Source organism: uncultured Arcobacter sp. (assembly GCF_937982575.1).
Classification (GTDB): domain Bacteria; phylum Campylobacterota; class Campylobacteria; order Campylobacterales; family Arcobacteraceae; genus Arcobacter.
Genome location: NZ_CALJLR010000028.1, coordinates 392,765 through 415,658, shown reverse-complemented (window position 1 = coordinate 415,658; position 22,894 = coordinate 392,765). Strand labels below are relative to the sequence as shown.

The 22,894-nt window shown below is 26.8% G+C and carries 26 protein-coding genes; 14 read left to right on the top strand and 12 right to left on the bottom strand.

Annotated elements, in window-relative coordinates:
• Positions 1-6: 6 nt before the first annotated feature.
• The 4 genes from Q0617_RS15290 to Q0617_RS15275 are packed head-to-tail and all read left to right on the top strand — an operon-like array spanning position 7 to position 4,158.
• The gene (locus Q0617_RS15290) at positions 7-2,139 is read left to right on the top strand and encodes an alpha/beta fold hydrolase (protein WP_298754659.1); all 2,133 of its coding nucleotides are present in this window, start codon (positions 7-9) and stop codon (positions 2,137-2,139) included.
• Positions 2,132-2,575, top strand: a complete 444-nt coding sequence (locus Q0617_RS15285) for a YiiD C-terminal domain-containing protein (protein ID WP_298754657.1) — start codon at positions 2,132-2,134, stop codon at positions 2,573-2,575. The genes Q0617_RS15290 and Q0617_RS15285 overlap by 8 nt, the downstream gene beginning before the upstream one ends.
• A 24-nt stretch (positions 2,576-2,599) precedes the next feature.
• Positions 2,600-3,388, top strand: coding sequence for a DUF3108 domain-containing protein (locus Q0617_RS15280; protein ID WP_298754655.1), 789 nt, complete (start codon positions 2,600-2,602; stop codon positions 3,386-3,388).
• Positions 3,389-3,390: 2 nt separating this feature from the next.
• Positions 3,391-4,158, top strand: a complete 768-nt coding sequence (locus Q0617_RS15275) for a M48 family metallopeptidase (protein WP_298754653.1) — start codon at positions 3,391-3,393, stop codon at positions 4,156-4,158.
• Between the two features lie 27 nt (positions 4,159-4,185).
• On the opposite strand, the gene Q0617_RS15270 is transcribed toward Q0617_RS15275, so the two are convergent.
• Positions 4,186-4,896, bottom strand: coding sequence for a YebC/PmpR family DNA-binding transcriptional regulator (locus tag Q0617_RS15270; protein WP_298754651.1), 711 nt, complete (start codon positions 4,894-4,896; stop codon positions 4,186-4,188).
• An 86-nt stretch (positions 4,897-4,982) separates the two neighbouring features.
• Here Q0617_RS15270 and Q0617_RS15265 point away from each other — a divergent pair, with 86 nt between their 5' ends.
• The 5 genes from Q0617_RS15265 (at position 4,983) to Q0617_RS15245 (ending at position 8,038) form a co-directional block, all read left to right on the top strand.
• Positions 4,983-5,177, top strand: a complete 195-nt coding sequence (locus Q0617_RS15265; RefSeq protein ID WP_298754649.1) for a CPXCG motif-containing cysteine-rich protein — start codon at positions 4,983-4,985, stop codon at positions 5,175-5,177.
• Positions 5,178-5,183: 6 nt separating this feature from the next.
• Positions 5,184-6,122 (top strand): M23 family metallopeptidase, encoded by a 939-nt coding sequence (locus Q0617_RS15260; RefSeq protein ID WP_298754648.1) that lies wholly within the window; start codon positions 5,184-5,186, stop codon positions 6,120-6,122.
• Positions 6,123-6,194: 72 nt separating this feature from the next.
• Positions 6,195-6,941, top strand: coding sequence for a hypothetical protein (locus Q0617_RS15255; RefSeq protein WP_298754646.1), 747 nt, complete (start codon positions 6,195-6,197; stop codon positions 6,939-6,941).
• Positions 6,942-7,011: 70 nt separating this feature from the next.
• The gene (locus Q0617_RS15250) at positions 7,012-7,413 is read left to right on the top strand and encodes a hypothetical protein (protein ID WP_298754644.1); all 402 of its coding nucleotides are present in this window, start codon (positions 7,012-7,014) and stop codon (positions 7,411-7,413) included.
• Positions 7,406-8,038, top strand: coding sequence for an HAD family phosphatase (locus Q0617_RS15245; RefSeq protein ID WP_298754642.1), 633 nt, complete (start codon positions 7,406-7,408; stop codon positions 8,036-8,038). Before Q0617_RS15250 ends, Q0617_RS15245 begins: the two co-directional genes overlap by 8 nt.
• On the opposite strand, the gene Q0617_RS15240 is transcribed toward Q0617_RS15245, so the two are convergent.
• Positions 8,035-8,481 (bottom strand): hypothetical protein, encoded by a 447-nt coding sequence (locus Q0617_RS15240; RefSeq protein ID WP_298754639.1) that lies wholly within the window; start codon positions 8,479-8,481, stop codon positions 8,035-8,037. The genes Q0617_RS15245 and Q0617_RS15240 overlap by 4 nt on opposite strands.
• Positions 8,482-8,585: 104 nt before the next feature.
• Here Q0617_RS15240 and Q0617_RS15235 point away from each other — a divergent pair, with 104 nt between their 5' ends.
• Positions 8,586-10,358: an ABC transporter ATP-binding protein gene (locus Q0617_RS15235; RefSeq protein WP_298754637.1), complete on the top strand. Its 1,773-nt coding sequence runs from the start codon at positions 8,586-8,588 to the stop codon at positions 10,356-10,358.
• Here the strand turns inward: Q0617_RS15235 and Q0617_RS15230 are convergent.
• A complete protein-coding gene (locus tag Q0617_RS15230; RefSeq protein WP_298754634.1) occupies positions 10,350-12,611 on the bottom strand; it encodes a cache domain-containing protein in 2,262 nt (753 codons plus the stop codon). The genes Q0617_RS15235 and Q0617_RS15230 overlap by 9 nt on opposite strands.
• 56 nt (positions 12,612-12,667) lie before the next feature.
• Positions 12,668-12,967: a hypothetical protein gene (locus tag Q0617_RS15225; RefSeq protein ID WP_298754633.1), complete on the bottom strand. Its 300-nt coding sequence runs from the start codon at positions 12,965-12,967 to the stop codon at positions 12,668-12,670.
• A 92-nt stretch (positions 12,968-13,059) separates the two neighbouring features.
• Here Q0617_RS15225 and Q0617_RS15220 point away from each other — a divergent pair, with 92 nt between their 5' ends.
• The 3 genes from Q0617_RS15220 to Q0617_RS15210 all read left to right on the top strand — a co-directional run bounded on the left by Q0617_RS15220 (position 13,060) and on the right by Q0617_RS15210 (position 15,100).
• On the top strand, positions 13,060-13,488 hold the full coding sequence (locus Q0617_RS15220) for a disulfide oxidoreductase (RefSeq protein ID WP_298754630.1): 429 nt from the start codon (positions 13,060-13,062) through the stop codon (positions 13,486-13,488).
• On the top strand, positions 13,488-14,039 hold the full coding sequence (locus Q0617_RS15215) for a TlpA disulfide reductase family protein (protein ID WP_298754628.1): 552 nt from the start codon (positions 13,488-13,490) through the stop codon (positions 14,037-14,039). The genes Q0617_RS15220 and Q0617_RS15215 overlap by 1 nt, the downstream gene beginning before the upstream one ends.
• A gap of 71 nt (positions 14,040-14,110) precedes the next feature.
• Positions 14,111-15,100: a hypothetical protein gene (locus tag Q0617_RS15210; RefSeq protein ID WP_298754626.1), complete on the top strand. Its 990-nt coding sequence runs from the start codon at positions 14,111-14,113 to the stop codon at positions 15,098-15,100.
• On the opposite strand, the gene Q0617_RS15205 is transcribed toward Q0617_RS15210, so the two are convergent.
• Both Q0617_RS15205 and Q0617_RS15200 read right to left on the bottom strand, forming a co-directional pair.
• The gene (locus tag Q0617_RS15205) at positions 15,097-16,080 is read right to left on the bottom strand and encodes a lytic transglycosylase domain-containing protein (protein ID WP_298754625.1); all 984 of its coding nucleotides are present in this window, start codon (positions 16,078-16,080) and stop codon (positions 15,097-15,099) included. The two genes, Q0617_RS15210 and Q0617_RS15205, sit on opposite strands and share 4 nt — an antisense overlap.
• On the bottom strand, positions 16,077-17,021 hold the full coding sequence (locus tag Q0617_RS15200) for a methyltransferase domain-containing protein (protein WP_298754623.1): 945 nt from the start codon (positions 17,019-17,021) through the stop codon (positions 16,077-16,079). The genes Q0617_RS15205 and Q0617_RS15200 overlap by 4 nt, the downstream gene beginning before the upstream one ends.
• An 87-nt stretch (positions 17,022-17,108) precedes the next feature.
• Between Q0617_RS15200 and Q0617_RS15195 the strand changes: the two genes are divergently transcribed.
• Positions 17,109-17,588, top strand: a complete 480-nt coding sequence (locus Q0617_RS15195) for a pyridoxamine 5'-phosphate oxidase family protein (protein WP_298754621.1) — start codon at positions 17,109-17,111, stop codon at positions 17,586-17,588.
• Positions 17,589-17,596: 8 nt separating this feature from the next.
• Here Q0617_RS15195 and Q0617_RS15190 read toward each other — a convergent pair whose 3' ends face one another.
• The 6 genes from Q0617_RS15190 to Q0617_RS15165 are packed head-to-tail and all read right to left on the bottom strand — an operon-like array spanning position 17,597 to position 22,788.
• Positions 17,597-18,586: a hypothetical protein gene (locus Q0617_RS15190; RefSeq protein WP_298754619.1), complete on the bottom strand. Its 990-nt coding sequence runs from the start codon at positions 18,584-18,586 to the stop codon at positions 17,597-17,599.
• A gap of 8 nt (positions 18,587-18,594) precedes the next feature.
• Positions 18,595-19,371 (bottom strand): ion transporter, encoded by a 777-nt coding sequence (locus Q0617_RS15185; RefSeq protein WP_298754615.1) that lies wholly within the window; start codon positions 19,369-19,371, stop codon positions 18,595-18,597.
• A gap of 2 nt (positions 19,372-19,373) precedes the next feature.
• Positions 19,374-19,748 carry a cupin domain-containing protein gene (locus Q0617_RS15180; protein ID WP_298754614.1) on the bottom strand — a complete coding sequence of 125 codons (375 nt, stop codon included), beginning with the start codon at positions 19,746-19,748 and terminating at the stop codon, positions 19,374-19,376.
• Positions 19,749-21,311 (bottom strand): autoinducer-2 kinase, encoded by a 1,563-nt coding sequence (gene lsrK, locus Q0617_RS15175; protein WP_298754612.1) that lies wholly within the window; start codon positions 21,309-21,311, stop codon positions 19,749-19,751.
• Between the two features lie 10 nt (positions 21,312-21,321).
• Positions 21,322-22,494: a class II aldolase/adducin family protein gene (locus tag Q0617_RS15170; RefSeq protein WP_298754611.1), complete on the bottom strand. Its 1,173-nt coding sequence runs from the start codon at positions 22,492-22,494 to the stop codon at positions 21,322-21,324.
• A gap of 9 nt (positions 22,495-22,503) precedes the next feature.
• Entirely contained in the window at positions 22,504-22,788 is a 285-nt protein-coding gene (locus Q0617_RS15165; protein ID WP_298754609.1) for a putative quinol monooxygenase, read from the bottom strand.
• Positions 22,789-22,894 lie beyond the last annotated feature (106 nt).

The window sequence follows — 22,894 nt, the reverse complement described above, 5'->3', positions numbered from 1 at the left end:
AAAAAGATGAATAAAGATTTGCTAATAAATTCAAGTGGTGTTGTACTCAATATCATAGAAAAAATTCTTGATACAAATATAGAGATTAAGGGTATTGAAAATATTCCTAAAAATAATCCTAGGATTTTTGTGGCAAACCACTTCACAAGAATTGAAGCTTTAATCGTACCCTATGCTCTATATGAACTTACCAATAAAAAAGTAGGTGTAATTGCTGATGATAGCTTGTTTGATACATATTTTGGTGACTTTTTAAAAAACTTAGGTGCAATGCCAATATCTGCACCATTGAGAAATAATATCATGCTTGGTGATTTAATCACTGGTCACAAGGATTGGATGATTTTCCCAGAAGGAAATATGGTTAAAGCAAAAGATATATCAAAAGAAGGAAATCACTTCTGCGTAAAAATCAATGGAACTTGTCAAGTAGTTCATACAGGCTCTGCTTTTTTTGCTCTATATTCGCAACTATTACGAAATGATTATTTTAATAATAAAATAAAAGATTTAAAAAAATTTCAACGTAAATATTTTTTAGATGAGTCTAAAAACATCTCAAATGAAGAGACTATGATTGTACCAATCAATATCTCATACTCAAAGCTAAGAACTGGCAAAAACTTTTTACTTGATATGGTTCCTAGGTTTATGGATAAGATTGGTAAACATTTTTTAGAAGAATTAGAAATAGAGTCAAATATCGTTTTAAACTCAAAAATAATAATCCAAATTCTCAAACCTCTTAGTACTCAAGATTTATTAGTTGATTTTTATAAAAAAGAACCTAACCATAATAAGATTATCAATAAATATAGATATGAATTGACCCATCGCTTTATGGATAGAATATATAAAAGCTTAACCATAAACTTTGACCATATTTTTACACTTCTTATTTTTTTATATCCTAAAAAATCGATTAATAAAAATCATCTAAAAAGAATGATTTATCTTTTATGGAATGAAATAAAACATAACTGTCTTAACTATGATAAAGATTTGGAACAAAATATTATAAATCTTATTTCATATGAAGAGTTTGAACCCTTTGAAGATATTTTAAAAATTGCAATAAAAGATAATATTATTTATGAAGATAATTTAAACTATTTTATAGACAAAAATGCACTTTTAAATACATACACTCACCATACAATACGTTTAAATAACATACTTCGTGTAATATTAAATGAAGTACTAATTATTGATAGCCTTAATATAATTGCAAAAGATTTAGTTTTAAAAGATAAAAAAGAGATAAACACACAACTCCTTGAACTTTTGGAAAAAGAAGAGAAAGATGAATTTGATAATGACTATAACGAATATAAGGATTATGAGAATATAAAACCAAAAATAACTGGATCATCAAGATATTATAATCATACTAGTTCTAATATTTGTGTTATCACTGTTCATGGTTTTTCATCTTCACCACAAGAAGTTGAACAAATGAGTGAATATCTTCATAACAAAGGTTTAAATGTCTATTCTCCTCGATTAAAAGGCCATGGAACAGTTCCCGAAGACCTAAAGGAGAGAAGCTGGCAAGAGTGGTACTTTTCACTTTCCCGTGCAATAGTAATTGCAACACTTAAATATAAAAAAATATATGTTATTGGTTTTTCAACAGGAGGACTATTAGCACTATTAAGTACTAAGAAATGTTATATTGAATTTGCCGGAATAATATGTATAAATGCCGCTTTACATTTAAACGATATACGAGTAAAAACCCTAGTTCCAGCCCTATCATTTTGGAATGATATATTAAATGCTGTTCATGCTAATGAATATAGCAAAAAATATGTAGATAATAATGCTGAAAACCCAGATATAAATTATGATAAATTTTATGTGGAATCAATAAAACAGTTAAGTGATTTGATGAGTAAAACAAGAAAAATCCTATCAGATATACAAAGTCCTATCTTAATAATTCAAGGTAAAGATGACCCAGTTGTGAATCCAACATCTGCTTATGAGATATTTGATAAAATAAAATCTAAAGAAAAAGAGTTAGTAATTTTAGAGCGAAAAAATCATGTGATTGTAAAAGGAGAAGATACAAAAGAGTTATATGATGAAATCATAAAATTTATACAGCAACATAAAATCAAGGAAAAAGATGATTAAAGATATAGAGAATAAAATACATACACAAATACCCATGACAAGGCTAATGCAATTAGAATTAAAAAGTATAGATAATACTAGATTAATCACAACAGCACCACTTCATATAAATGTAAATGATAAGGGAACAGCTTTTGGTGGAAGTTTAAGTAGTATAACTATCATTTCATCATGGTGCATAGCTTATTATTTATCAAAAAAATTAAATCTTGAAGACTCAAATATAGTAATTGTAAAAAATGAGACCAAGTTCTTAAGACCAGTTACAAAAGATATTATCTGTACTACCTATATACCAAAAGATGAAGATATAAAGATATTAAAATCAAAACTTGAAATAAAAAATAGTGGAACAATTAAAATAAATGCGCAAGTTATAGAAAATAAAGAGATTTGTGTAGATTTTAGAGGAACATATTATATTAAAAAAGTGTAAAACTTTCTATGATATAATCAACTTATGAAAAAAACAATATTACTTCTATTTTTATTATCTGTACTTTTAAATGGCAAAACCATAGAGGCAACATATAAAATTAGCTATGGCATTTTTGGTGAACTAGGCCTTGCCAAAACAACACTTGAACTTTTTCCCAATAATACATATAAAATAAAAGTCCATGCCTATGCAACAGGTATTGCAAAATTTTTAAGTAGTAACAAAGAGGAGTTTTATGAAAGCTATGGTTTTGTAAAAAACAACTTACTAATTCCCAAAAAATATAAAGCAATCACAAATAATGATTATAAAAAAAGAGAAAAAATATATATCTTTGATTATAAAAAAAACAAAATTTCTCTTGAAAAACATGAAAAAAAGTTAATAATAAAATATGATAAAGATTTACAAAAAGATGAGTCTTGGGTAACAAGCAACTCAAAAGAGTTCTCAAAGTTTTTTGCTTCAAATGATTTGTTATCACTGTTTTTTAATATTACACATGTAATTCCAAGCTTTGAAAAGGGAAACACCTATGCTCTAAAAGCTATAGGTGCAAATAAAGATAATGGTGAATTGGATATAATAATTCCAAAAAATGAAGCATATAAAGAATTAGAAGAATCTTTAAACACTAAAAATAAAAAATTTATTGTTTCAATTCATCAAAAAATATTTTCAAGTTCTAATGGTGAGCTTTTTATCTCTTTAAATAGTGAAGGTTTTTGTGATAAAGCTGTATTAAAAGATGTACTTATATTTGGTGATATAACGGGTAAAATGATAGATTTTAAAATAAACAAAGGATAATAATGAAAAAATATATTGCAATTTTAATTTTCTCTTTTTTAATGATTGGATGTACAGGGAAAGCTCCTATTACTAATAGATCTCAAATGATTTTAATATCACAAGATCAAGAGTTAGCTTTAGGTGAAAAGTCATATGAAGATACTTTAAAAAAATCAGAAGTTATTACAGATACAAAAGAGTCTAAAAAAATAAAAGAGATTGGTCTAAAAATTGCAAAAGTTGTAGATAATAAAGATTATAAATGGGAATTTAATTTAGTTAAAAATGAACAAAAAAATGCTTTTTGCCTTCCAGGTGGAAAAGTTGTTGTTTATACAGGTATTTTAGAAGTTGCTAAAAATGACTCTCAACTAGCAACTGTCATGTCCCACGAAATTGCCCATGCCTTAGCTCGACATGGAGCTGAGAGAATGAGTACAGGGATGCTTGCTCAAGGTGTTCAACTTTTAGGAAATATAGTTTTAGGTTCTCAAGCACCAGAATATACCAATGCCTTTAATATAGCATATGGAGCTAGTGCACAATATGGTGTTTTACTTCCTTATGGAAGACTTCAAGAGAGTGAAGCAGATGAAATTGGAATACATCTTATGTATAAGGCTGGATACGATTTAAATGAGGCTTTAAAGTTTTGGCAAAATATGAGTGAAGGGAAAAAAGAGTCTATTGAGTTTTTCTCAACACATCCAAACTCAAGTACAAGAATCGCACATATAGCTGAAGTTATAAAAGAGATTAAAAATAAAAATAGTAATAATACCAAATAGATTTATTTGGTATTATTTTATATATTATTATGCTATATTTGTATAAACAGCTTGAACATCATCATCATCTTCAATTTTTTCTAATAACTTACCAATATCTTCTTGTTGTTCTTCTGTAAACTCTTGAGGGTTATTTGAGATTCTTTCAAGTTTTGCTTTTGTAAGTTCAATTCCTAAATCTTCAAATGCTTTATTTAAAGTACCAAAATCTTTATAATCAGCTGTTACTAAAACAACTCCATCTTCTTCTTCAATCTCTTCTAATCCAGCATCAATTAACTCTAACTCAAGCTCTTCAATATCCATATCTTCAGTTTTATTAAACTCAAAAATCGCTTTTCTATCAAAAAAGAATTCTAGTGAACCAGTTGGTGCCATAGAACCACCATTTTTATTAAAGTACATTTTAACATTTGCAACTGTTCTTGTATTGTTATCTGTTGCTGTTTCGACAAAAATTAAAACGCCATGAGGACCTTTTCCTTCAAAGTTAACTTCAGAAAAGTTTGCTGAATCTTTTCCTGATGCTCTTTTAATAGCTGCATCAATATTTGTCTTTGGCATATTTTCAGCTTTTGCATTTAATATAGCAGTTCTAAGTGCAGAATTCATCTCAGGATCTGGTACTCCAGCCTTTGCTGCCATCTCAATTGCTTTTGCAAGTTTAGGGAAAACTCTTGACATATTTCCCCATCTTTTCATCTTAGCTGCTTTTCTATATTCAAAGGCTCTACCCATAAATCTCTCCAGTAATTTTCATAATTTTGTGCGATTATAGCAAGTTTGTTATAAATATGATATTATACATTTTAAAAGGTGTTAAGATGGAAGAGTTAAATTTAACATGTCCCTATTGTAAACAAGCTATTACAATACTACTTGATACTGGTGTATTTGGTTACACAGAAATTGTAGATGATTGTGAAGTATGTTGTCGTCCTATTGAAGTTTCTTACAATGTAGAAGATGGTATAGTTACATCGTTTGATTATAATTTAATAGAAGGAAATGAATTTTAAGAGACTATGAATTATCTAAGAATTACCCTACTTTTAATCTTTTTTAGCAATGTTGCCTTTACAAATCCTATAAATATCTATCAATATGAAAAAAATATAAGAGATGCAAAAGATTTACTTGTAAGAAAAAAAACATCTGATATAAGACTATTTTATACACCTACAATAAAAAATGCACAAACTCTACTTTTAGAAATATATGGAAAAAGAATCTCAGATGTAAAGCTGACTTTTAAAGATTTGAATCTTCCTTTTTATAAAAATCCATTTAGAAAAAACTATTTTTATGCACTTGTTCCAATCTCTTATTACGAAAAAATAGGACCACAAAAAGTGATTATTTCATATGTAAAAAACAAAAAAAGAGAATTTACTTCTGCAAAGCTTAGAATTAGAGATGCCAAATATAAAAGTGAAAAAATAAAAGTACAAAAATCAAAAGTAAATCCAAAAAATAATGACAAGATACGTACCCAAAAAGAGTATAAAGAGGCTATGGAAATATATAATTTTGCAAGTGAAAAAATACTTTGGAATAGAGATTTTATATTGCCAATGTATAGCAAAATAACAAGTGAGTTTGGTACAAAAAGAGTTTATAATAATACATTAAAAAGTTTTCATAGTGGTATAGATTTTAAAGCAGAAGTAGGAACTAATATTATTGCTTCAAATAGTGGAGTTGTTAAATTAGCAAAAAATAGATTCTATGCAGGAAATTCAATCATAATAGATCATGGACAAGGGGTATATACCTGTTATTTTCACTTAAGTAAATTTCTTGTAAAAGAGAATGATGTAGTAAAAAAAGGTCAATTAATTGGACTTTCTGGAGATACAGGAAGAATAACAGGTCCACACCTACACTTTGCCACAAGAGTTCATGGTGTTTTAGTTGAACCAGAAAATCTTTTAAGCCTATTAAATAGTTTAAAAAACAGATAATTATTCTTATATAAGTATAAAGAATGAAACTTTTTAATATAATCACAAAATAAAAAAAGTCGAAGGGTATAAATGCAATATTTTGGTAAAATCGAGACTAAATATGAAGAGGTATTTTTAACATCTAGTTATCTTTATTTTAATCATGATGATGAAGTAGTAACTGCAAAAGATATAAAAAACATGCTTAAAACAACTAAAGATATAAAAAACAATATTCAAGGAACTATCTTTATATACAATCCTGTGGTAACTCCCGTAGGATATGATTCAGAAAAATTCTTACTTGACCAAGATTTTGAAGAGTTTGGTGAATTTGTTGAACTTAAATGTGAAACATATATTACAGTATTTAAGCATGCTATTGGACCTAGATTAAAAGGTAAATTAGTTGAAATGAAAAGTCTATTTAACTTAATAGAAAAAAATATTAATGCTTCATCTTTACTTATGAAATTTGACCAAGACTTAGAAAAATACTATACAGCTCAAAATACTGAATTTGATAGAGATATTATGTATCTAGATGCAAATAACCTAGTTCCATCAGGTAAGTTTATTTTCTTTTGTTGGGGAGATAAGATAAGCCAAAAAGAGTTTACTTTTATTAGAACATATTGTAATACTTTGTTCAATAGGATTGAAGATATGGGCAAAAAAGTTGCCTTTGTTTATAAAAAAGAAAGAGGATTAGAGAATGCAAAAGAATTACTGCAATTTAGTAATCCAGTTGAAAATTACAAATACAGAAGTAGTATAACAAATGCAATAAAAGAATCTTTTAGAGAGCTTCCACCAACTCCAAAACCATATGAATAATTCATAAAACTTTCTCAAATAATACTTTAAATTGCTTTTAGATACTATATAGCCTTTTTAAAGGTATTATATGAGAAAACTTTTTATTACACTATTTATTTTAATTACTTTTGCAAAAGCTGAAGTAGTTTATTCAAAACTTCATGAAAAAATTTTTGAAGGTATTTTCCCAGATAAAAATAAGATACTAATTTACAATATTGGAAATCCAATATACAAATTTAAAAATATACAATATACAAAAGAAATCTATAAAAGTGATATTATATTTATTAGTCAATATTATAAAATTCATATAATGAATAATAAACCAATATTTGCTTCAAGTCTATTTCAGCTAAAGTATTATAAAAATGCAATTGGTGCTTTATATTGGAATAAGGGTAAAGCTGAAATCATCCTTTTAAAAGATAGGTTAAAAGAGCACAATTTAAAAGTTGCAGATTATTTGGAGAAATATATAATTGAATAAAAAATACATACTTTTTGATAATGATGGGGTTTTAGTAGAGACTGAACCCTTTTATTTTGAAGCAAGCAAAAGAGCTTTGAAAGAATTTTTTAATGTAAATATTCACTTTGATGAATACATGAAAATTATGACAGATGGAAAAGGAGTTTGGGTAGCAGCCCCAAATGCTACGCAAAAAGAGATAATAGTAGCAAGAAAGCAAAGAGATATATACTATCAAGAGTATTTAAGAAAAGAGAATATTACCATTGATAAGGTACATGATATTTTAAATGAACTTAGTAAAAAATATAAAATGGGAATTGTTACAACTTCACGACGTGTAGATTTTGAAATAATTCACAATAATCGGGGAATCACTGACTTTATGGATTTTGTTTTATGTGTAGAAGACTATGCAAAATCAAAACCATATCCTGATCCATATTTGAAAGGTTTAAAAAAATTCAATGCTAAAAATGAGGAAGCAATAGTTGTTGAAGACTCAGAACGTGGTTTAATCTCTGCAAACAAAGCAAATATTGATTGTGTGATTGTACATAATGAATTTACTAAAACTCAAGACTTTTCAAAAGCAAAATATAAAATTGATAAACTAGAAGATATTTTAAATATATTAAATTAAAAGAAGAGTTGCTTATTTTTATAAAACTCTTTTAAATTCTCTTCTATATTTTCAGATTCTAAAAATATAATAATATCTTTTATAGATATAGGTCTTGTGGGAAATTTTGAAAGGGCGTCAACATTTGAGTATACAACAGATACTTCATCTGGGTCTGGTTTATTTACTAGGGCTAAAACAACATATTTAGTCAATACATCATCAATAAAAACCTTTGCATTTTTTACAAACTCTGCTGATATAAAAGCAATACTTGCATATCTATGATACGTAAGTAATACTTTTCTTATAGGGTATTCTTCAGTACAATAAGGTTTTAACATAAATTCTATTTTTTCTGTATTTTTTAAATCTAATAAAGCTTTTGAGTCATCATTTGATATCTCATTACACAACTCTAAAAAATTCTTTTTTAATTCTCTTGTACTTATGATTTTTTCCATATGAAATAATATCCAAAAAGATTTTTGATTTAAATTATATTTTAAATAAATTACAATAATTTTGAGTTAATATGCTATTAAAATAACAAAGCTATAATTCAAATATGAAAAAAGACTCCATAAGCTTCAAAAATATATATAAATTAATCGTAGAAAATAAAAAAGATCTCCTTTGGGGACAATTTTTTACTTTTATTGCTATTTCATTAAGTATTCCTATTCCTTTAATGCTTCCTGCTCTTGTAGATGAAGTTTTATTAAATAAGCCAGGTTTTTTTGTAAATAATATCGATAGCCTATTTTCTTCAGGAAATACTTTTTACTATATTGCAATTGTTACAGCAGCAGTTATATTTTTAAGAATACTCTTTTTTATATTTAGTGCAATAACAACTAAGATATTTACTAGAATATCAAAATTTGTAACTTTTAAAATTAGAGAAAAAGTTTTATTACATCTAAAAGATGTAAATATGAATGAGTACGAAAGTTTAGGGTCTGGTGCTATTACTTCAAACTTAGTAACTGATGTTAATACTTTAGATGCTTTTATTATAAATGGTGCTAGTAAATTTATATCTTCTGTTCTAACCCTACTTGGGGTATCAATAGTAATGATTACAATTCACCCTATTTTAGGGTTTATGATTTTGTTTATTCAACCTCTTATTATACTTTTATCAAAACGTATATCAAAAAATGTAGGAAAACTAAAGAAAAAAGAGAATGAAGCAGTTGAAAAGTTTCAAGATAATCTAGGTGAAACCTTAGATTTGTTTGGACAAATAAAAGCAAGTAATAAAGAGAAATACTTTTTTAAACAATCAATTAAAAATGCACTAAATGTAAAAAATACATCTGATGAATTTAATTATAAAAGTATTGCTTATGAAAGATTCTCTTTTACTATTTTTTTAATTGCCTTTGAGATTTTAAGAGCATCAGGGCTTGTAATGGTTGCATATAGTGATTTATCTATTGGTATGATGTTTGCTATGTTTGGGTATATTTGGTTTATTATGACCCCTATACAAGATATATTATCTATACAATACTCCTATGCAAATGCAAACTCTGCAATAGAGAGAATCAATAAAATATTGTCTTTAAAAAAAGAGAATAATGGGGCTTTAAAACTTAACTCAAATAGTAATGTTGAGATTGATATAAAAAACCTATACTTCTCATATAGTCTTGATAAGCCACTTTTAAAAGATATAACACTTAATATAAAACCAAAAGATAAAATTGCACTAATTGGGGCAAGTGGGAGTGGGAAAACTACATTGGCTCAAATTATTTCAGGATTTTACCAAAAGAATAGTGGTCAAATTACTTATAATAATATAAGTATTGATGAGATAGATAAAGAGTCTTTAAGAGAAAATATTTTTTTAGTTTTACAAATGCCAATTTTATTTAACAATACTCTACGATTTAATATCTCAATGGATAATGCTAATATTAGTGATAATGATATATTTGAAGCTCTTAGAATAGCTCAACTTTATGAAAGTATACAAGATATGCCAAGTGGCTTAGATACAGTTGTTGGTAAACATGGTATAAGATTAAGTGGAGGACAAAGACAAAGACTCTCCATAGCTAGAATGATTGTATCCAAAGCTAAAGTTGTAATCTTTGATGAGTCAACATCAGCTTTAGATGTTCATACTGAGACAAAACTTTTTAATTCTTTACAACCAATACTTGCAAATAAAACACTAATAACAATTGCCCATAGACTAAGTACCGTTAAAAATGCAGATAAAATATTTGTACTTGATGCTGGAAAGATTGTACAAAGTGGTACTCATGAAGAACTAGAAGATGTAGAAGGCCACTATCAAGAGTTTGTAAAAAATCAACTAATCTAAATCTATTTTAATAGTAAACATTGCACCCTCATAAAATATCTCTTCATGATAAAAACTAACATTTTTAACATCAATAGTACCGTTTTTATACTGCTTAATTATTTCAGTACTCATATATAGTCCTATTCCTGTACCATTATTTTTGTGTTTAGTTGTAAAATATGGCTCAAAGACTCTTGATATAACTTTTGCAGGTATTCCACCAGCATTATCTTTAATAGTTAAAACTAATTTATTCTCTTCTTTTTTTGCATTTATAAAAAGTAATCTATTTTTTTCAATCTCTAAAAGTGCATCTTTTGAGTTATTTAAAATATTTAAAATAACCTGCATAAACTCATTTTCTATACCATAAACTTTTATCTCTTCAGATTCTATAAACACTTTTATATTATTTTTTTCAAACTGAGCAATTGCTAAATTATATGTCTTAGTAATAACATCTTTTACACAAAAAAGGGTTAACTCTTTTTTAGGATTTGTAAAGTTTGTAAAGTCATTAATTGTATTTGATAGATACTCAATTTGTGTTTTCATATCTAAAGTTATCTCTTTTAATTCATCTTTTGAAAATTTACCACTATCAAAGGTATCCCTTACAAAATGGATTAAAAGATTTATATTATTTAGTGGCTGTCTCCACTGATGGGCAATCATTGTTAACATTTCACCTAAGGCAGACTTTTTTGACTCCTCAGCTAGCATTACTTGCTGTCTTTTTGTCTTTGACTCTAGTTCTTTTTTATATGTAATATCTCTTATTACCACATGAACTATATTCTTACCATCTAAATTAAGTCTAGTTGTTCTAATTTCACAAAAAAGTCTTATTTTCTTTTTTGAAAGAAATACCCATTCAAAGTTATATGTTTGATTATTAAAAGCAACTTCTTTAAATAAGTTTTCCTTTGAAATACTCAATTCATTATCAAATTGATGTTTTGGTGAAAAATCTTTTAAACTTTTATTTCGTATATTTGACTTATCATATCCCAACATTTTCTCAATAGAGTCATTACAGTTAATAATTAAACCTTCTTCAGAATAGATAATAATGCCATCTGAGGATTTATTAAATAAAGTTTCAAAAATATCTTTTTGTTTTCTTAGATTTTCATTACTTTCGCTCAAACTTGTTGCATAATTATTTATCAATCGATTTATTTTTGAAGTTATAAAATATAAGGCAATTGAGATAAAAAGTATCAATAAAAATCCCACAAGCAATGCAGTTTTAACACTCTCTTTGATTTTTTCTTCAATTGAGAGTCTAAACTCCTCTTTTTTACTCTCTAAGTCATTAAAGTAAAATCCACTTCCAATAACCCAATTCCACTCTTTTTGTAAATAGAAAAATGAAAGTTTTTTAGAAATAGTATTATTCTCTGGTTTAAAATAATCATAAGTAATAAACCCTTCCCCAGATTCTCTTATAATCTTCAAATAATCTCTTCTATATTTTTGGATATCTTTATTTTCATTTTTTTCATCTAAAAATTTACCTACTAAAGAGGGGTTAGCTTGGTGAAGTAAAACTTGTCCGTACTTATGACCTCCATGCTTATTAAATATCTCCATAATAAACATATAGTATCTATTATCTGTATCAAAATATAATAAGGTATTTAGAATCTTCTTTTTAATCTCATCTTCTAACTTTTTACTATCATTACCACTCAAAATTAATAAATTTGAATCTTTAAGTTTTTTTATGTAGAAGAGATATTTGTTTTTATGAAGTTTTATTTCTATAAATTCATCAAATTTTCTGTTTTTGTTTAAAACTTTTAATCCATTTAAGTCGCTAATATTTTCAACTTTAAAATTATGAAAAACTTTTTTTTCATCTAGAAGTATTTTTTTACTATCTAAGTCAATAATTATATTTATATAGTTATTTTTAAATAGTTTTTTTAAAGCAGGTGCTTTATTTAGTTTTTTTGAATACGCCTTATTATGATTATCTAAAAAATAACTCTCAAAATAATCAATTTTCTCAACATTTTGTTTTATTGAATTTCTCTGTTCTTTTGAAAACTCATCTGTTTTTAGTTTTATAAGATTTGAAAAAAAATGTACTTTATTATAAATTTTTGTTTTTTCTTCAATAAAATAGTTTTTTGTAAACTCTTTGATATCATCTTTAGCAGTCGCATTTAACTCTTTAATATTATGAATAGTTATTAGGGTAATAGAGATTAATACAGCTAAAATAGGAATTAATATAATATATAAAGAGAAGTTTTTTTTCAAAATTTACCCCAAAAGTTAGTTATATTATTGTATCAAAAGAATATAAAAGTAAGACTTTATAGCTGAGCAAGCTTTGATACTATGTATTTTGCTTCATCATCATCAAAATATATATTATTGTGTAAATCTTTAGAAATCACTTTTAGAACCTGAGTTTTTTTCTCAAGCAGTGCTTCTTTATCTTCCTTATTATTTTCAATTACATCTAAAATAAGTTTTTCATAACTATCAACAATATCTTGCTTTGTATTAACTGTTGGTCTTTTTGCTTTTTTATTATTTCCAAGTTGCTTAAATACCAAGATAAATAAAGCAATACTTACTATAATAAATAAAATAATTGATAATTCAGTCAATTTTAACCCTTTATTTTTAATTTCATTATAAATATATTTAAATTAAGTTTCTGTTAAAAATAAATTGATATATTTTCACACAAAGGTCATAAATGCAAGAAAAAAGAGTAAATCCAAATTATATTTTATTATCATTTATCGTTTCACTAAGTGCCACACTAGGAAGTCTTTTCTTTAGTGAAATAATGCAATTTGTCCCATGTTCAATGTGTTGGTATCAAAGAATTTTTATGTACCCATTAGTATTTATATTTCTAATAAACTTATTATACCCAGATGATAAGATATTTAAATATACCTTTATAATCATTTTGATTGGACTTACATTTAGCATTTATCATAATTTACTTATGTTTGGTATAATATCTGAAGATATGGTTCCTTGTGTACAAGGGGTTCCTTGTTCAACTATTTATCTAGATTGGTTTGGTTTTATAACAATCCCTCTTTTATCATTTGTTGCATATTTTTTACTTTTTATTTTGCAACTAATGATTTATAAAAATCTAAAGGAAAAATAATGAAATACTTAATAGTTTTAATAAGTGCAATGTTCTTTTTTACTGCTTGCGATGATGCACAAACTGTAGTAAAAGAGACTCCAAGTTTTAGCGAACTAAAAGAGAAAAAAAATGAGAACGTATATAATTTAATTACAACAGAGGGTAAAAAAATAACTTTAGAGTATCATAAAGATATATTGACTTCAAAAGATTTAAATGGAAAAATAGTTTTAATAAACTTTTTTGCTACATGGTGTCCACCTTGTAAAGAAGAGATTCCTATATTTAATAAATTAGTAAAAAAATATCCTAATGACTTTGTTGTTTTATCTATACTTTTTCAAGACCCAATCAAGATGAGTGCCTTAAAAGAGTTTATGGATGAGTATAAGATGACTTTTGATGTTACAGTAGGTGCAGATAATGCAAAGCTTGCAAAAGCATTCAATAATATCCAAAGAATTCCCGAATCATACCTTTTTACACAAGATGGGGTAATGATTGAAAAATTTTTAGGTGCAGTTGAAGAAGAATCCCTTGATTATCTAATTGAAAAATTAAAAAATTAAAAATTTATCTCACTTTCAAGATAATTACAATACTTTTTTGGCATAATCGCAAATTATTAATAGGGAAATAAATGTTTAAAATAAAAAATTTTGTCTTTTTAATTGCAATAGCTTTTATAACTTTTTCAAATGCAACTCAAAAGAATCTTATAGCTGAAGATATTATAAAAAGTGATATCAAACAAAAAAATATTCTAGAAGAAAATATCATTCAAGAAAATGTTATTATTCAAGAGAATATCATACAAAATAGTTACATGCCAAGTGATATACTAGTAGGTTTTTATGGCAGACCATACTCTAAAGCTTTAGGTATATTGGGAGAGTATGATATTGAAGAACTTACTGAAAAAATGAAAGTTATAAAAAAAGAGTATGAACAGTTATCTAATGGAACAAAAATAGTACCAACTTATCATATAATTAAAGATATCGCAACATTAGAAGCTGGTAATGATGGAGACCACATAAAGCCACTTAATGAAGCTTTAATTATGAAATATATAAATAAAGCTCAAGAAGAAAACTTTGCAGTAATTTTAGATGTTCAATTAGGAACTATGACTCCTATTGAAGCTATTAAACCAATATTAAAATTTTTAAAATATCCAAATGTTCACTTAGCAATTGATCCAGAGTTTAAGATTCCAACACACAAAAAATTTCCTCCAGGAAAATTCATAGGGCATATTTTTGCAGAAGATGTTAATGAAGTTCAAGAAGCGATGCAAAACTTTTTGATTGAAAACAACATTCAAGGTAAAAGAATGCTTTTAGTTCACATGTTTTATAAAAGAATGTTAAGAAGTAAAAATCAAATAAAAAACTATGATTCGATAAACCTACTATACAATATTGATGGACATGGAAGAGGTCCTACAAAAATAAAAATTTATAATCATTTATATAATGAAGAAGCAAATAAAATAGCTCAAGGTGGATTCAAGATTTTTTACAAAAATGATATTAAACCACTTATGACACCTAAACAAATATTAGGATTAGAACCTGTAAGAGGTGCCTTGATTTGGAAAAGACCTAATTATATAAATTATCATTAATTATTTTTTTCTTTTAAATACTCTTCTTTTATTTTACTTGCCAACTGATGAACAGCCATTGCATAATATGCGCTTCTATTATAAGTTGTAATAACTTTGAAGTTTTTAGTTCCATACCAAAGTTCATCATTCTCTTTTCTTTTTAACTTTATTAAACTTACATTCTTATCATAATAAAATCTTTCTTCTGGCTGGATTCCTATTAAATCATTTCTATTATATGAGGTAGTATAACCTGTTTTATATTTATCAAATCTCTCCCCACCATCATATTTAACTTTAACAGCAACAGGAAGTCCTCTTTCCCAGCCACTTATTCTTAAATAGTTTGCAATACTTCCTATTGCATCAACTGGTCTATCAAGTCTTACTTGTCTGTTTTTATCTAAATCAACTGCAACTTTTTTAAAATTGCTAGGCATAAATTGACAATATCCAATAGCCCCAGCAAAAGAACCTTTTATCTCTCTTGGATTTACTTTTTCTTTTTTTGTCATAAGTAAATACTCTTCAAGCTCTTTTTTAAAAAACTTATTTCTTCTGTTATCTTTGAAAGCTAATGTACTTAAGGTATCAAAGGTGGGATGTTTACCCATAAAACCACCATAGTTACTCTCAATTCCAATTATTGCAACTATATATTCACTTGGTATTTTATACTCTTTATATGCTAAGTATAAATAGTAGTTATGCTCTTTTAAAAAATCAACGCCTGCTTGAATTTTCTTTTGTGTTAAAAAGCCCTTGCTGTAATCATTCCAATAATAAGTTTTATAATCACTCTTTTTTTTCTTTGTATAAAACCATAAAGAGTCCTTTTGAATCTCAACATCTGAAAATAAATTTGATAACTCTTTTTTATTATAATTATGCGTTTTATACATATGATTTTTAAACTCTTCAACACTCTTTAGCTTATTGAAATCTTCTGCAATACAAAAAGTTGAAAATATAAATAAATAAATTAATAAAAATTTCACACAAGCTCCTTTTTAATCGATGTAGCGGTTAAGAAAATATAATCTCTTCCTGTAATTGTAACTCTATATTTTTTTTGCTGTAAATACTTCTTACAAAATATTACATCATTAAAAAGTATTGAAAGTTCAGAATATGAGTAGTTTGGAGCTTTAGCCCCATAAATCATCTCTGTATCAATCCATCTACAATTTGGAAATCCTAGAATTATAGCACCTTTATCTTCTAAATAATCTTGAACTAATGACATAAAAAAAGTCTTGAAGTTTAGAGTCGTACTTTGTAAAGTTCCTATTGATATTATCAAATCAAACTTACCTAAATCTAAATTATTTATATTATTTATATCTTCAACTAAGAAAGAAAAATTTGACTCTGGTAAATTTTTCTTTGCACTGTTAATAGCAGATTTACAAAAATCAATCCCCACAAAATCTGTATTTTTGTAGTTTGAAGAGATTTGCTTTATAACTTCAAACTCATCACCACTATTTATTCCCAAATTTAAAACTCTTTTTTTAGAACTTACATCAACATTTTTTAATGCATTTAAATAATAGTTTATAAAAGAGGCTTCCTCATTTTTTTTGATATTATCAAAAATAGAGTCTGTTCCATACTTTTCATTTTGTTCAATTGTACTTTTATGAAAACTATCATTCTTATTTAATTTCATAAATGACAATTTTATAAAATTCTTAGATATAAGAGTTGGTGTCATAAGTTTACAAAATAGAGTTTGAGCTAAAGAGTTCCATGAATTAAATCCTCTATATATATACTCTATACCATCTATATTAAACTTCTCTCCACTATATGAATTTAATGAAATATCAGGATTTAAAACTTCAAACTCACAAATAAACTTCTCTTCTTTATCTTTTAAATAATCTGTTAAATATTCAATTATATCTATCATATTTTCATTTGTAAATCTTTTCATTGAATCCCTTTTATTACACTATTTTACTAAAATAACCTTTTTAATTTATTTTAATATTTTAAATATATAATGCAAAAAAGGAAATTTATGAATAAAACAAGCAATAGTGAAATTATCGAAACATTTAATACATTTACAAAAGACAAATTTTCACTGATACTCTCTACTGTAAATAAAAATATTGAGCCACTTACAAGCTATTCTCCCTTTGTAGAAGATTCAAATAAATTCTATACTGTTATGAGCTCAGCTATGCCACATTTTAAAAATATTGAAGAGAGTTTAAAAGCCCATGTTCTAATAATAGAAGATGAAAAAGATGCTTCACATATATTTGCAAGAAAAAGATTATATTTTAATGCAGAGTGTAAGATAGTAGATGGTGAAGAGTATTTTGAACTTTTTGATAAAAGATATGGTGAGACTCTAAGTTTTATTAGAAAAATGAAAGATTTTAAAATTGTTGAGTTAGTACCTAAAGAAAAATCTTTAGTCTTAGGTTTTGGAGCTACTTATTTAATGAATGAAGAAGGTAAACTAATTCAAAAAAACATCTCTCATAAATAAAAAGCTTACTATTTTTCTAAATAGTAAGCTTTAATTATAATACCCTTACTTAATTTTTTAGAGGTAACATAATAATTAACAGGGGTTAAAATTGCATCATCTTTTAAAACATCTGTAATATAAAAAGTCGTTTCAAGTACTCTCTCCCTAGAAAAACCTCTTAATATATACTCTTTAATTTTTTCATCTGCATTATTTAAATTTGCATCTTCAAGTATAACTTTATCATCAGGTGAAATTACAGCAGTTACTTCAAGTTTAAAACTATCTTTGTTTTTAGCTAAAAACTCTTTCAGTGATTTTTTACATTCATTTGGGAAAATAGTTTGTCCTTCATTAAAATCATAACATTTATAAATCTCAAACTTTTGTGAATTGAAATAGTTTTTTAGAGTTTTATCATCAATTTCATTTTCTAAAGGAACTATTTTTTCTTTTATTACTTCTTTAATTATCTCTTTTGGTTCACTTTGTTTATAAACAACAACTTCTTTTGCAACAGGTTTATTTAAATATAAATATCCTGCAAAAATCATCAATAAAATAGCAATAAAAGAAAAAATATAAATAATAGTATTTATTGAACTTTTGCCATTTTTTTCTTCCATTTTTCTTTTATTTAATAGTGCTAATTTTTCAGGAGATATTTCTTCCATTTGGATTTCGAAAGTTACAGGATCATCATTGTCTTTTTTATCTTCTACTTCTTCTACTTCTTCAACATATTCATCATCACTGTACTCTTCAACTTTTTCTTCTGTATTATTTTCTGTTTTATCTTCTGTTTTATTTTCTTCTACATCTTGAGGTTTATCAACAGAGATTTCATCTTCTTTTTCTATAATTTCAGCATCTTCTATAATCTCTTCATTGTCAGTAGAAGTATTTTCTTTGGTACCTTGTGTTTTTTCTCTTAATTTTTTTTCAATATCTTCTTGACTCATAGTTTCACCTAAGGCAGCTTTTAATTTTTCGATTTCTAATACTCTTTTTTCCATCTTTGACCTTATTTATCATCACTATTATTTTCTTTTAGATTCTTCTCTTCTTTATCATGCTTTTTATGATTCATTTTATCTAAAAATGCAGATGTTAAAATTGACCCAGGTATTGCATAAAAAGCTATACCAAATATACCTAGGAAAGTGGCTAAAATTCTTCCCATTCCAGTAACTGGATACATATCCCCATATCCAACTGTTGTAAATGTTACCACAGACCACCACAAAGCATCCAACATACTTTTAAAAACTGTTGGCTGAACATCATGTTCAAAATAAAAAACCAAAGGTGCAATTGTAAACAATATTATAACAGAAGCAATTAAAATAAATATAAACTCCTCTTTTTTCTCTGTAACAATTTGTGCTAATATATTATCAAACTCTATAAATTTAGCAAGTCTGAAGAGTTTGAATATTCTTAAAATTCTCAGTGTTCTTAAAAAAGTCAAATCTATATTCAAAAAAGATAAATAAAAAGGCAAAAGTACAAGTAAATCAATAATCATAAAAGGAGTAAAAATATATTTACTTCTTTTACGATTATTCATATAATTTATACTATAAATTCTGGAGATATATTCTACTGTAAAAATCACAATACTTACTTCATTAATAATCTCAAAAACATACTTATAAGACTTTAATGACTCTTCTGTCTCTAAAAAAAGAACTAAGATACTTACAAAAATATTAGCATAAATAATAAACTGAACTATCATGCCATATTTATGTTTATCTGGATGTTCTAAGACTAGATATAGATTTTTTTTAAACTCCATAACTATTCCTCTTTTATAAACTCTTCCCCTGGCTTCCAATCAATATATACAGAATCTTTTACATCAGAATGTGGTGCTTTAATAAAAACTGCTTTAAAAGGTTTATCACTCTCATTTATAAACATATGTGACTCACCTAATTCACACTGTAGATAATCACCCTTTTTAAGTGTGATTTTAACACCATCAAGATAAACACTACACTCACCCTCTAATGCAAAAAATGACTCTTCTTGAAAAACGTGTTTATGACAAGGGTGTTCTTCCCCTACTCCAATAACAACAACTCCCATATCTACCATAGGACCTTTTGTTAAATATTTTGGTCCATGTGTTCCATATCTATATTCGTGATCATTTTCATTTGTTAATTTCATCTATACTCCTGGTGCTTTCCACATAGAATTAGTTAATCCTAAATCAACTAACTCTAACTGTTTTTCATAAACTTTAATCCATTTATTTTTTATATCATCATATGCTTTTTTATTTTCCATATTTGGTAGATACTCTTTATCCCAAACAACCAACTCTTTTGAGGCATCACTCAATGATTTAAAGATTCCAGCTCCAACACCTGCAGCCATTGCTGCTCCTAGGGCTGTTGCTTCTGTAACTTTTGGTATTTTTATTTTACACCCTGTTACATCTGCTAATATTTGAGGCCAAAGTTTTCCTTTACTGGCCCCTCCTGCAAAAACTATTTCAGAAAATTTAAGCTTTGTAAACTCTTCTACTTTTTCTAAATTTATAGATGAAACTATACAAGCGTTTTCTTGTAAGCTTCTAAACATAGAGGCTTTATTACAAATATTTGAATCAATACTAAGATTTATAAAAGAAGGTGCTGCATGATACCACTTACCATACTTCATAGAGTCAGAGAAAATAGGCATAATTCCATTTGAACCAAGGGGTACATTTTTTGCTTTTTCTTCTAATATCTCATAAACATCAAGATTCTTTTCTTTAGCTTCAAGTTTTTCCATATCACAAAAAGCATCCCTAAACCATCTCATAATTAGCCCAGAAAAAAATGTAATCCCTTCAGCTTGAGATTGATTTGTTATAACGTGAGGATTTACTCTTAAACTCATGTCCTGAGGAGGATTAATATCACTTGATATATTTACAATTTGTTGCCAAAAAGAACCACCAAGAACCGCAACTTGGCCAATTTCGACTACACCAAGACCAGCAGAGCCTAATTGAACATCTCCTCCACCCATAACAACTTTTGTATTTAAGGATAGTCCACTTTGTTTTGAAGCTTTTTCGTTTACACTACCAATTACTGTTCCCACTTCATAACAAGGAGGGAAAATATCATCTTTTAAACCCACCTTTGAAGCTTGTTTTGTATCCCAAGTTCTATTTTTAAGAGAAAAGATTCCAGTAGTTCCACCATTACTTGGATCACTTGCAATTATGCCACTTAGTTTTGCTAAAATCCAATCTCCAATCATAGAGATTTTTGCTACTTTTTCATAAACTCCTGGACTATTGTTTTTTAACCACATTATTCTAGGAAGGGCCCCTAAAGCAAAAGTTTGCCCAGAAGTTTTATAAAACTCTTCTTCAATTCCTTGAAAGTTTTCTTTTAAATATTTTACTTCCTTTGATGCTCTTGCATCAACATTTGCTACACCCCAAAGCTCACTTCCATTTTCATCATATAAAACAATACCTTCTCTCATACTAGTTGAACTAAGGGCTAAAATATCATCAGAATTTATATCTGCTTTTTTAATTGCTTCTTTTATACAATCAATACATAATTGCCAGTTTGTATCAAAGTCAAAACTCATGCTGTTAGGAACTCCACTCTCTTCTAAATGTGTCCATTCCCTCTGACCTACACTAATTTGTTCTCCATTAATATCAAATATTACTGCACGAACACTTCCTGTTCCTGCATCTATGGCCATTAAATATTTCATTGTACTTCTTTTACTTTTTTAATTTTGCTTGTTCTAATTCCCAGTATTCCATCTCAAAACTATCTTTTTGGCTTATACTTACATATCCACCTAGTTTTTCTGATTTTAATACTGCACTAATAGTATGTGAAACAATATCATTTATAATACTTGCTTCTTTTTCATTTTTTCCAAAACATACAATTCCAAAATCTTTTATAACTGCATAGTTTGGAGCAGGATTTAAGCATATCTCATCTTTTGAGTATTTTTCAAAATAGTTTATATACTCTTTTTTGTACTCATCTACACTATTTTGGATATCACTATTTTCTAAAACTAAAGGAACTCTTTTTGTTCTAATAATATGCTCAGGAGTTAAAACCCCTTTTGTAACATTGTGTTTTAAATTTTCTTGTGAAGCATAATATACAGCCTCTTTATCTTGATTTACCGTAAGTGATACTTCATAGCCTTTCTCTTTTGAGATAACTTCTTTTAGCTCTGTTAAATCAAACTCTTTTACATCTAAAGAAGCAATATCTAGTTTTGCATTATCTTCTAAAAACTTTTCAGCTAAGCTAACAGCAGCTATCATCTTGTCATATGATTTTTTTGCATCATCATCAAAAGTAAAAATTCCATGATTATGTAAAATAATTCCATCACTATTTTTCCAATCATAATCTTTTGCCATTTCATAAATTGTACGTGCTAAAATAAAACCTGGCATAACATAAGGGATAATTAAAAAGTTTGGAAAAACTTTTTTAATGTTCTCTATTCCATTTTTACTGTTTGAAATAGTTACAACTGCATCTGCATGTGTATGGTCTACGAATTTAAAAGGAATAATTGCATGTAAAATTGCTTCCACTGAAGGATTTGGTGCACTTTTGTCAATCATTGCTGCTTTTTGTTGTGATACCATATCACTATCACTTAAACTTTCAAGCTTAGCCATTTTGATTAAAGTATCAAGTTTAACAGGAGCAAATCCCTCTTTTTCAATACTTACCAAATCCCAACCACTACCTTTTACATAAAGGATATCTTCGCCATCTACTTTTGATTTAACAGAAGTATTTCCTCCCCCATGCAACACAAGTTCATCACTTCGTCCCAATAAATTTGAGGTATATACTCTTAATTCTAAATCACTTTTAAAATTTTGCGCTTCTTCATTTGTCCATAAGTTTTTCAAATCAACACCTTATATGATTTCTAAATCATCACTGTATTTTTCTTTACAGTATGGTTCAAATGTTGCTTTATAGTGAATATAGTGCTCTGTAGTTTTGTGTCCATTTAAAGAAACGTCATCTTCCCAAGCTTCAACTACTACAAATTTTGCAGGATTTTCTTTTAGTTGGTAAATTTCATATGACAGACAACCTTTCTCATTTTTAGAAGGCTCAACCATTGTTTTTAATAAATCTTTCATTTCTTTAATACAATCATCTTTTGCAATAAATGTAACTTTTTTTATAATACTCATAATATCTCCAATAATCTAGTTAAAGGATTTATTTTATTATATTCTTACTTAATAACTAAAATTCAAATTTAAGAATCTTTTAGCATAAAAAATAGTTATAATATCA